General features: G+C 34.2%; 9 protein-coding genes. 2 read left to right on the top strand and 7 right to left on the bottom strand.

The window, feature by feature from the left end; all coding sequences use genetic code 11:
• The coding region (locus ACIQZC_RS06380; protein ID WP_396138404.1) for a protein-L-isoaspartate O-methyltransferase at positions 1–420 on the top strand (420 nt) is incomplete at its 5' end.
• Positions 421–436: 16 nt separating this feature from the next.
• Here the strand turns inward: ACIQZC_RS06380 and ACIQZC_RS06385 are convergent.
• Genes ACIQZC_RS06385 through ACIQZC_RS06395 form a run of 3 tightly spaced genes read right to left on the bottom strand, consistent with a single transcriptional unit; the run spans position 437 to position 2605 of the window.
• Positions 437–1489 carry a Fic family protein gene (locus ACIQZC_RS06385; protein ID WP_396138405.1) on the bottom strand — a complete coding sequence of 351 codons (1053 nt, stop codon included), beginning with the start codon at positions 1487–1489 and terminating at the stop codon, positions 437–439.
• 57 nt (positions 1490–1546) lie between these two features.
• Entirely contained in the window at positions 1547–1999 is a 453-nt protein-coding gene (smpB, locus tag ACIQZC_RS06390; RefSeq protein ID WP_396138406.1) for an SsrA-binding protein SmpB, read from the bottom strand.
• A 42-nt stretch (positions 2000–2041) separates the two neighbouring features.
• Positions 2042–2605, bottom strand: coding sequence for a GNAT family N-acetyltransferase (locus ACIQZC_RS06395; protein WP_396138407.1), 564 nt, complete (start codon positions 2603–2605; stop codon positions 2042–2044).
• Positions 2606–2815: 210 nt separating this feature from the next.
• On the opposite strand from ACIQZC_RS06395, the gene ytxJ reads away from it, so the two are divergent.
• Positions 2816–3145 (top strand): bacillithiol system redox-active protein YtxJ, encoded by a 330-nt coding sequence (gene ytxJ, locus ACIQZC_RS06400; protein WP_396138408.1) that lies wholly within the window; start codon positions 2816–2818, stop codon positions 3143–3145.
• A 39-nt stretch (positions 3146–3184) separates the two neighbouring features.
• Here the strand turns inward: ytxJ and ACIQZC_RS06405 are convergent, their stop codons facing one another.
• From ACIQZC_RS06405 to ACIQZC_RS06420, 4 genes are all read right to left on the bottom strand, one after another.
• Positions 3185–4207, bottom strand: a complete 1023-nt coding sequence (locus ACIQZC_RS06405) for a M28 family metallopeptidase (RefSeq protein WP_396138409.1) — start codon at positions 4205–4207, stop codon at positions 3185–3187.
• Between the two features lie 61 nt (positions 4208–4268).
• Complete coding sequence (locus ACIQZC_RS06410) at positions 4269–5675, bottom strand: tail fiber domain-containing protein (RefSeq protein ID WP_396138410.1); 1407 nt, start codon at positions 5673–5675, stop codon at positions 4269–4271.
• Between the two features lie 4 nt (positions 5676–5679).
• A complete protein-coding gene (locus ACIQZC_RS06415) occupies positions 5680–6765 on the bottom strand; it encodes a tail fiber domain-containing protein (RefSeq protein WP_396138411.1) in 1086 nt (361 codons plus the stop codon).
• A gap of 17 nt (positions 6766–6782) precedes the next feature.
• A partial coding sequence (locus ACIQZC_RS06420; protein WP_396138412.1) for a beta strand repeat-containing protein occupies positions 6783–10049 on the bottom strand: 3267 nt, incomplete at its 5' end.

Here is a 10049-nt window from a genome sequence, read left to right on the forward strand (position 1 = left end):
CTTTTAGAAATAAAAAAAGGGGATAAAGTATTGGAAATAGGAACCGGAAGTGGTTATCAAACAGCGGTGCTTTGTTTATTAGGTGCAAGTGTATATAGTATTGAGCGACAAAATAAATTGTTTAAAAATGCTTCACGCGAGTTACCAAAGCTAGGATATCATCCCAAAAAAATGGTATTTGGAGATGGTTATAAAGGATTGCCTGAGGCAGCTCCGTTTGATAGTATTATTGTAACAGCAGGTGCACCTGTTATTCCAAAGGCATTGATGGCGCAACTAAAAATAGGTGGAAGATTAGTCATTCCAGTGGGAGAAAAAGAACAAATCATGACTTTGTTGATTCGTAAAAACGAAACACAATTTGAAAAACAAGAATTTGGAGATTTTAAATTTGTTCCGTTACTAGAAAATAAAAATTAATCCCGATATTTCGGGATTAATTAGGTTTAATTATCGAAAGATATCTTTCCAAACATTCTTTTTCTGTTTGAGCGATAAATAATAAAAAATGCTCTTTATTATTTTCAACTTGACATGCTTCTAGTGCATTGTAGTAGCTCATTCTACTTTCATGTGTTCCTTTTATATTTGCAATTACATAGCCGTGTTGCAATAAAATCAAATTCATTAACAATCTAGAAGTTCTTCCATTTCCATCTATAAAAGGATGAATAGTAACTAATCTTTCGTGCATTTCTGCAGCCAAAATTACAGGGTGTAAATTGTTTTTATTAGTTTGATACCAAATAAACAATTCTTCCATTTCTTTTGCTACTATAAAAGGTTGCGGTGGCATGTGCGAACTTCCTTTTATCATCACTTGAACTTTTCTGTATTTTCCTGCGTCTTCTGGATAAATTCCTCTTAATATTAAATTGTGAATGCATAAAATTTCTCGCTCAATAATTGAGTTATTTTTATCCATTAACTCTTTAATATAAGCAATTGCTTCTTGATGATTAATTGCTTCAAGATGTTCGCGCATACTTTTCCCTGAAATAGTTAATCCTTCATTCACAATTAAATCGGTTTCTTTTAAGGTTAAAGTATTTCCTTCAATTTTATTGCTTTCAAAAGTATATTCAAGTTCCAATGCTTGAGAAATTCTAAAACTATCATATTCTCTAAATTGATTTAATTCATTTTTTAAACCATCAATTTCTTTTAAAATTTGTTCTAATTTTGTTGATAATGGAGCGCGCTTAAAAGAAGCATAATTAGCCATTTCTTCTTTAACTTGATGAATTGCTTCATATGCAAAGTGATCATCACCAATTTCAGCATATATTTTTTCTTTCAGCCAAGCAATCATTAATTCTTCGTAATTAATTTCAAGTACTGATGCTAATTTTGCAATTTGATCTCGAGTTGGTTTTCTCGAGCCATTTTCAAATTTACTAATGAGTGCCTGATCAATACCTAAAAGTTGTGCTAGCTCTCTGGTTTTGATGTTTTTTTGCTCTCTTGCAGTTTTTAAAATTGTTTTCATTACTATATGACTTAAAATATCATGACAAAATTAGTCATAATTTTTGGTAAAAAAAAGCTAAAAAGCCTTTTTTATTCGATCTAAATCTCTTTTGGTGTCCTGTTCTTTTAGAGATTCGCGTTTATCGTAGTTCTTTTTACCTCTGCAAAGTGCAATTTCTAGTTTTGCTAATCCTTTTTCATTGGTAAACAATCGAAGCGGAACAATTGTTAGTCCCTTATTTTCTGAATCTTTGTTTAATTTTTTTAATTCTTTTTTATTTAACAGAAGTTTTCGTTCACTTTTGGTTTTATGATTGTAATGCGTTCCATATAAATACTCTTCAATATTTGAATTGATGACAAAAAGTTCGCCATCATGAAATTCGCAAAAACTTTCGGTAATGGAAGCTTTTCCTAATCGAATGGATTTAATTTCGGTACCAGTTAAAACAATCCCTGCCGAATATTTATCAAGAATTTCGTAGTCGAATTTTGCTCTTTTATTGAGTATGTTAATTGTCTTTTGCATGAAGGGCAAAGTTACTTTAAAAATTGATAATTTTAAAAGAAACTAGTGTTTAATGAAATTACGTTTTAACAAACTATAAATTACAGTATCAGTAAATTCATTGTTGTAATAAAAATTTTCTTTGAAATGCGCTTCTTTTATAAATCCAACTTTTTGTAAAACACGCTCAGAAGCTGTGTGTCTTGAATCAATTACGGCTTCGATAGAATGAAATCGTAGTGAATTAAAAGCAAAATCTAATAAAACAGTTACTGCCTCAGTGACATAACCTTTGCACCAATGTTCAGCTGTAATCATATAGCCTAATTCAGTTCTATGATGTTCGGGTTGCGTTCTGTAAAAACCCATTATTCCGATGCATTTATCGCTTCCTTTTTGGGTTACTGCCCAGTTGATATCAATATTTTCGTCTATTTTGTCATTTATCATTTTAATGTGTTCCAATGCGCCTTCGATATCTTTAATCAAAGGTCTTGGAATAAATTTCATAGTTTCGGGATTTCCTCTTAGTACTAAAATTTCAGGAGCATCTTCATTGGTTAATTTTCTGAATCGTAATCGTTCCGATTCGAGAAGTGGAAAAGGGGAGAAGTTGAGTTGTAGCATATAAATTTCAATGTTAAATTTATTTTTTTGTTGTAAGTTGTTTACTTTTGTATGAAATGGACAATATGTGTTCCAAAGTAAATAACTAGACAATTTGAAGTTTTTTGAGTATTCTTTGGTTTAAAATCAATCAAAATTACTTTAAATTTAATAAAAAACTTCTTTTTTTGATAAATAGTGACTAAAATTGGCACTTAAAAAATAATATTTATGCACTGGAATGAACTTACTTCGATGGACCAATTGGAATTACTTGAAATCCAATCTGAAATTCAACCCATTTTAATTTTTAAGCACAGTACCCGATGTAGTATTAGTAGATTTGCTTTAAAGCAATTTGAGAGTGAATTTGATTTGCACGATAAAATAGCTCCCTATTATTTAGATTTATTAAATCACCGGGATATTTCAAATGAATTAGCTTTTCAATTTAAGGTACAACATCAATCGCCCCAAATACTATTGCTTAAGAATAGTGTAGTGGTGTATCATACTTCTCATGAGCATATTGACGCCACCGAATTAAAAAAGTATCTATAAAAAAAAAGCATTTGAATTTCAAATGCTTTTATAGTGTTGTTATTTTCCGTCTCGATCAACTTTGATTCGTTCAGGTCTATTGGCAAGTTCCCAGGCCAGTACAAAGGCTAATTGAGCTCTTTTAGCTAAAGCATCATATTCAATTTTATCGGGTGTATCAGACGACTGATGATAATCGGCGTGAATACCATTGAAAAAGAAAATAGCAGGAATACCTTTTTTTGCAAAATTGTAATGATCTGAGCGAAAATAAATACGCTCAGGATCTTTACGGTCGTTGTATTTATAGTCTAATTCAAGTTGGGTATATTTTGCATTAACTTCTTCGTTGATGGAATGTAATTCACTACTCAATCGATCTGAACCAATTACATAAACATAATTATTTGTTTTTGGATGCAATGTATCGCGTCTTCCAATCATATCAATATTAATATCTGCGATAGTGTTTTCTAAAGGAAATAAAGGATTTTCTGAATAAAAACGTGATCCATGTAAACCATGTTCTTCACCAGTTACGTGTAAGAATAGGATAGAGCGTTTGGGTCCAAAACCATCATTTTTTGCTTTTTGGAATGCTTGTGCAATTTCTAAAAGTGCTACGGTACCAGAGCCATCATCATCAGCTCCATTGAAAACTTCTCCATTTTTCATTCCCACGTGGTCATAGTGGGCAGAAATAACGAGCACTTCATTTGGTTTTTCAGTTCCTTCAATAAAGGCCCAAATATTTTCAGAATCATTTAATTTAGGTGCAAAACCACGCTTCATGAATTCAGAAGGTACTTTTTGATAAAAATCTGTTGCCCCAGGAGGAAAACTGATTCCATTTTTTTTGTATTCTGTGATTAAATATTCACCCGCTCTTTTTTGTCCTGGTTCACCTGTATTTCTGCCCTCCATATTGTCATCAGCAACAATGTAAAGGTGTTTGCTCAATTCTGCCGAAGTAATACTATTTTTATAGGTTTCTACATCGGCTACTTTAGTAGCTTTTTGCGCAGTCGAACAACTTACAGTTAACATTGCTAGTGTAACTATGAATAAAATATTTTTTTTCATTTTGAATTTATTTTTGATAAAAATAGTAATAATTTTATAGCAAAGAAAATTTACTATTTTTTTATTTAGAATTTTCTAATGATTTAAGTTTTTCTGCAATAATAATAAGTTGCTGTTTTAAAAAATCAATTTGAATTTGTTGTTCATTTAGTTTCAAATCTTGTTCTTGAATAGCTTTTACTAAAATAGGTGTCAGTTTACTGTAATCTACCATTTGAGGAATAATTTTTCCTTGTACATCGACAGCATCTTTATTTCCCGTGACGGCATAAGGAAGAACTTCATGTAATTCATGTGCTTTTACCCCATACATTCGAGATTGATCTGATTTCCATGCGTAATCATAAGTTTTAATTTTATTTACAACATCTAAACCATTAAAAGATTTAAAATCTGTTTTAAGGCGATAGTCAGAAGTTGTGCTAAAAATAACTTGTGTTCCGTTACTTGTACCAAGAATACCTCCAATATTAGTTCCTTGGTTTTGAAAATACATAAATTCATGCCAATTTGAAGGCCAGTTTAGATTGGTATTGGCATTTAATACAACCATCCCATTATTATCAGTTGTTGTACTTTCAATATATACAGAAGTATTGTCGGCAGATTGAATGTGTAACTTAGCTCGAGGGCTAGCAGTACCGATGCCAAAATACCCATTATCCTTAATGGTAAAGCCTTTGGTCTCCCCAGAATTGCCAGGAAAAAAACGCAATCTTGGATTATTAGCATCTGATACTTGATCAATTGCCCATGTTTGTGCTGCGGGAGAAGTTGCTACTGGAGCTGGTCTTAAATTTATTTCTGCACCTTCTACTCCTGTTCCAGTTGTAGTAGGGTTTAAGATTAAATTTCCAGGGACAGAACCATTGCTAGAACCTATTTCTAAAGTAGCACCTGGTGCATTATTACCAATCCCAACATTTCCTTGTGATGTAATAGCCATTCTTTGTTGCACAATTGCAGTAGTACCTGTTGCAAATAAACTAGCAGAAGTGCCAAAACTCAATCGTCCTGAACTTGGATCTAATCGAATTTCAGCAGGGAAACCAGAAAGTAAAGCTTGTCCAGAACCCGGGCTCCAACCTAGTCCAATAACCTTATTGCCACCATCATGCAATGAAACAGAAGAGCCAATCACCAATCTATCCCCAGTAGAGGTAGAACCAATTCCAACATTACCTCCATTTGGGTTTAATATTAAATCAAAATTAGTTCCGTAAGCCGTCCGCGAACGTGATTGTAGCCATGAATAGGTGCTCGTGCTACTCAAACCAAAATCCAACACATGACTCCCTGAAGTACCGCTTAATCGGAAATTTCCATTAGCAGTAGCCCCAGAAGTTGCTGGATCAGCGGTAGTAGTTTCTACTTGTAGTTTGTTAACTGGTGTAGTTGTTCCTATGCCTGTTTGGGCAAATATTGACATTGAAAAAATCAATAAGACAAGCAGTTGAAATCTTTTCATAGTATTATTTTTTAGTTTCTAGCAAAAGCAATCTGGCCTCTATATCCGCTTGTTTCTTTTTCAAGGTCTCAATTTCGGCTTGCTGGGTTTGAATTACTTTTAGAGAAATTGCATGTAATGCTTGATAGTTCACTGACTTAGTTTGCATACTATCTGTAGCGGTTGAAACCATTTCAGGAAATAAAAGTTCTACTTCCTGTGCGATTAAGCCATATTGTAAATTTGTGTCTCTTGGTTTATCCTGATTCCACAAGTAGTTAATAGGCCTAAGTTTAAGGTATCTTTCAACTACATTATTACCAAGTTCATTGATGCTATTTTTTAACCTCCTATCTGAACGTTGAACCAATACATTATAATATATGCCACTTGCCGAAATATCATAAGTAGCAAGACCGCCACCCCATCCACTTACCCAATCATTTTGGTAAGACCCACCGTAATATGGAATAGCTACTCTTGTTTGTCCTGTTCTGTTTATAATTATAGCATTATTTGTAGCAGTGGTGTTAAAATCCCAACTTGCATTAATGATTAATTGATCTGTTGGGTTATTAATGCCCATACTATAACCATAAAACCCGTTTACATCCAAACTATAATAGGGCTTTCCGCCACCTGTACCGGCGGTTCTTACACTAATGGTAGAATTTGCTGTCGAAGATGCATTATTGTTATTAAATAAATAAATACTTGGGCTAGTCGTACTAGATGGGGATCCAAAAGTATTTCCATTTTCGATATGTAGTGATGTGGTTGGGGTGGCAGTTCCAATACCTAATTTTCCATCTGAATTCAAAACCATTTTGTTGGTTCCATTAGTACCAAATGCCATCGAACCTGTTGAAAATTGATTCATAAAAGTGAGCTGAGTTGAACTTGCATTGGGAAAACCCATATAGCCGTAGCGTGTAATGGAGCCCTGTGGATACCATTCCAAATAAGCATGGTCAGTTCCTTCTAGTCTAAAAATAGGACCGTTAGACTTGACGTGTAGTTTCACTGCAGGTGTACTAGTACCAATACCCGTTTGAGCATTCCCATTTAGGAATACCAAAAAAAAGGCTAAAACAAGTATTACTTTTTTCATATTGACTACGCTATCGATTAAAATAAGGCTCTTAAAATAATCCAGTTCGCACCTGTTGAAATGGCTTTAATCCAGTTATTAGATGGTTCAACGCCAATAGATAATGATGTTGCTCCAGTAGTAGTGCTATCTGAAATTAAATTTCCAGCTGCTGAGGCAACAGAAACCGATACACTTGCAATGTTTTTAATAGTAATTTCTCTTCCAGCACCAACTGTTATCGCACTTGGTAATGTAATAGTTTGCCCAGCTGTTGAACCTGAAAACACTAATAAATTAGCATTGTCAGTAGTTTGAAAAGCATAAGTAGCTGATTTACTCAAAACAGCATTATTTAATTTAATCTGCCCTGTTACATTAAGATTTCCATAAATATAAGTATCAGTTGTATTGGCATTACCAATTGTTGTAGTATTTGAACCATTTCCAACTGTACTATTACCAATAACAATTTCGTTTGAATCATTGTCTAATTTTGGTCTGGTATCATATCCTAACAACATACTATTATTTAATGTTGTGGTATTTATTGTTCCTGAACCAGCATAACGTCCTGCAAAACCACCTAATACAGTATTATTGTTGCCCGTGGTAATAAAATCAATAGCACCTGTTCCAATGGCAACATTTGTATAACCTGTTGTATTTTGTTGTAAAGCTTGTTTTCCAATCGATATATTTTCAAAACCAGAAGTAGTGTTTGCACCTGCAAGAACACCTATACCAATATTACTGTAACCAGTAGTATTACTTTTCAAAGCATCATTACCAATCGCAGTATTTTCATTACCTGTTGTTGAATTTAATAATGCATTATTACCAACTGCTGTATTTGAACTACCTATTGTATTCATTAATGCTCTATTACCAATACCAGTATTATTATTTCCTGGAATTGCATTACTAATTGCTTCATTACCAATAGCAGTATTGTAGGAAGCTGTAGTATTAAATTGAAGTGCGTAAGCTCCTACAGCTGTATTCCAAGTTCCTAAAGTATTACTATTTAATGGATTAATACCAATTGCAATATTTCTACTACCAGTTGATCCTGCACCTCTTCCAAATTTATTTTCATTCACACTAATATCGTTACTAAACGTTTTTGCACCTGCAAATGTTTGAGTTCCTGTAGAAACTACCCCTCCAAAACTAGCATTTGCGGGTTGTAAGTTTAAGTTGACACCCGAGATGGTGGCACCATTTGCATTAGGTGTACTACCAATGGCTGCCATCGTTGTCACACCAGTAGGAGCTACCCAACTTGGTAAACCACTAGCGAGAGTTAATACTTGTCCGTCAGTTCCTTTAGCTAAACTAGTTCCCGTTCCACTGGTTCCACCATAAATGATATCACCAGCAGTTGTCATTGGTGACAAGGCGTCAAAAGCTGCGGTTTTAGTTGTTTGACCAGTTCCACCATTAGTAATCGCAACTGTACCAGTTACATTTGCAGCCGTACCCGTGGTATTTTGATTTAAAGTAGGGATGGGGCCAAAAGATGCCACGCCACTTCCGTTAGTTAATAAAACTTGATTTGCAGTTCCATCTGTATTTGGATAAGTTACAGCACCAGTCGTTAATTTTCCGCTTGTATTTACTGATGTTACATCTGTATTTCCTAATTGAACAGTATCACTTGAACCAACAACCGCTCCATATCCTAATGCAGTAGCGTTGTTTAAATTATTGGCTACCAAATTGGCATTTGTTCCAATAATTGTATTGTTATTTCCTGTAGTATTTGCATCTCCAGAACGTTTTCCAACTCCAACATTATTACTTCCTGTAGTATTAATTAAAGATTGATTTCCAATTGATGTATTTTCTTCCCCTGTTGTTAAGGCCATCATAGATTCTGCACCGATAGAGGTATTTCCAGAACCTGTTGTTAAGGCAACTAAATTTGCATAACCTATACTTGTATTATTATCGAAACTTGTTCCAACATAATTTTGCATAGCTGAATTTCCAATAGCTGTATTTCTAACCCCTGTACTCACTGCATTCATAGCTCCTGCTCCAACGGCTAAGTTGTCACCCCCAGAAGCATTTCCTTTACCTATTGATTGCCCATTGAAAGTGGCGTTAGAAGTAAAATCTTTAATACCACCAATTGTTTGATTTTCAGTCAAATCCACAAAGTTTTTAGTAGCTGAACCTGTTCCTCCATTAGTTACATCTAAAATTCCTGTTACAGCAGTGTCAATAGGTAAGCCAGTTGCATTTGCCAAATCAATTGCTGAAGGAGTTCCTAAATTTGGAGTAACTAATGTTGGAGAAGTAGCTCTCACCACATCACCACTTCCAGTAGTCGAAATTTCTTCAATTACTCCAGCGCCTGCGCTTACTCTTCCTAAAACTTTATCTGTTGCACTAACATTTTGAATTTTTGCATAAGTAACATTACCATTTTTAATTTTCGCTGTTTCAACAGCATCAACTGCTAATTTTGTCGAGGTAACGTTTGCATCAGTAATTTTAGCAGTAGTTACTGCATCATTAGCAATTGTAGTCACCCCTGTGTTTGTAATCGTAATGTCTCCTGTTGGTCTTACTTGGGTTGCTTCGTTTGATGCGTTACCAACATATATTTTTCCGCTTTCTAAAGTTTTCAAAGTGGTAATATCCGTGGTATTGGTTGCTATAGCAGTTGTATTTGCAGCAATGTCCGTTGTATTGGTTGCAATGTTTGTTGTATTTGTAGCAATATTAGTTGTATTGGTTGCAATAGCTGCTGTATTTGCTGCAATATTAGTTGTATTAATTGCAATGTCCGTTGTATTGGTTGCTATTGCTGTTGTGTTTGTAGCAATGTCAGTCGTATTAGTTGCAATGTTTGTAGTATTTGTTGCTATAGCTGATGTATTAGCAGCAATATTAGTTGCATTAGTTGCAATATCCGTTGTATTGGTTACTATCGCTGCTGTATTAGTTGCAATATTAGTTGTATTAGTTGCAATGTCCGTTGTATTGGTTGCTATTGCTGTTGTGTTTGTAGCAATGTTTGTTGTATTGGTGGCTATAGCTGCTGTGTTAGTTGCAATGTCAGTCGTATTAGTTGCAATGTTTGTTGTATTAGTTGATATTGCTGTTGTGTTTGTAGCAATGTTTGTTGTATTGGTGGCTATAGCTGCTGTGTTAGTTGCAATATTAGTTGTGTTAGTTGCAATAGCTGCTGTATTTGTAGCAATATCAGTTGTATTAGTTGCAATGTCAGTTGTATTGGTTGCTATAGCTGCTGTGTTAGTTGCAATATCAGTCGTATTAGTTGCAATGTTTGT

Origin of the sequence: Flavobacterium sp., from assembly GCF_044338735.1 — a bacterium.
Lineage (GTDB): Bacteria > Bacteroidota > Bacteroidia > Flavobacteriales > Flavobacteriaceae > Flavobacterium.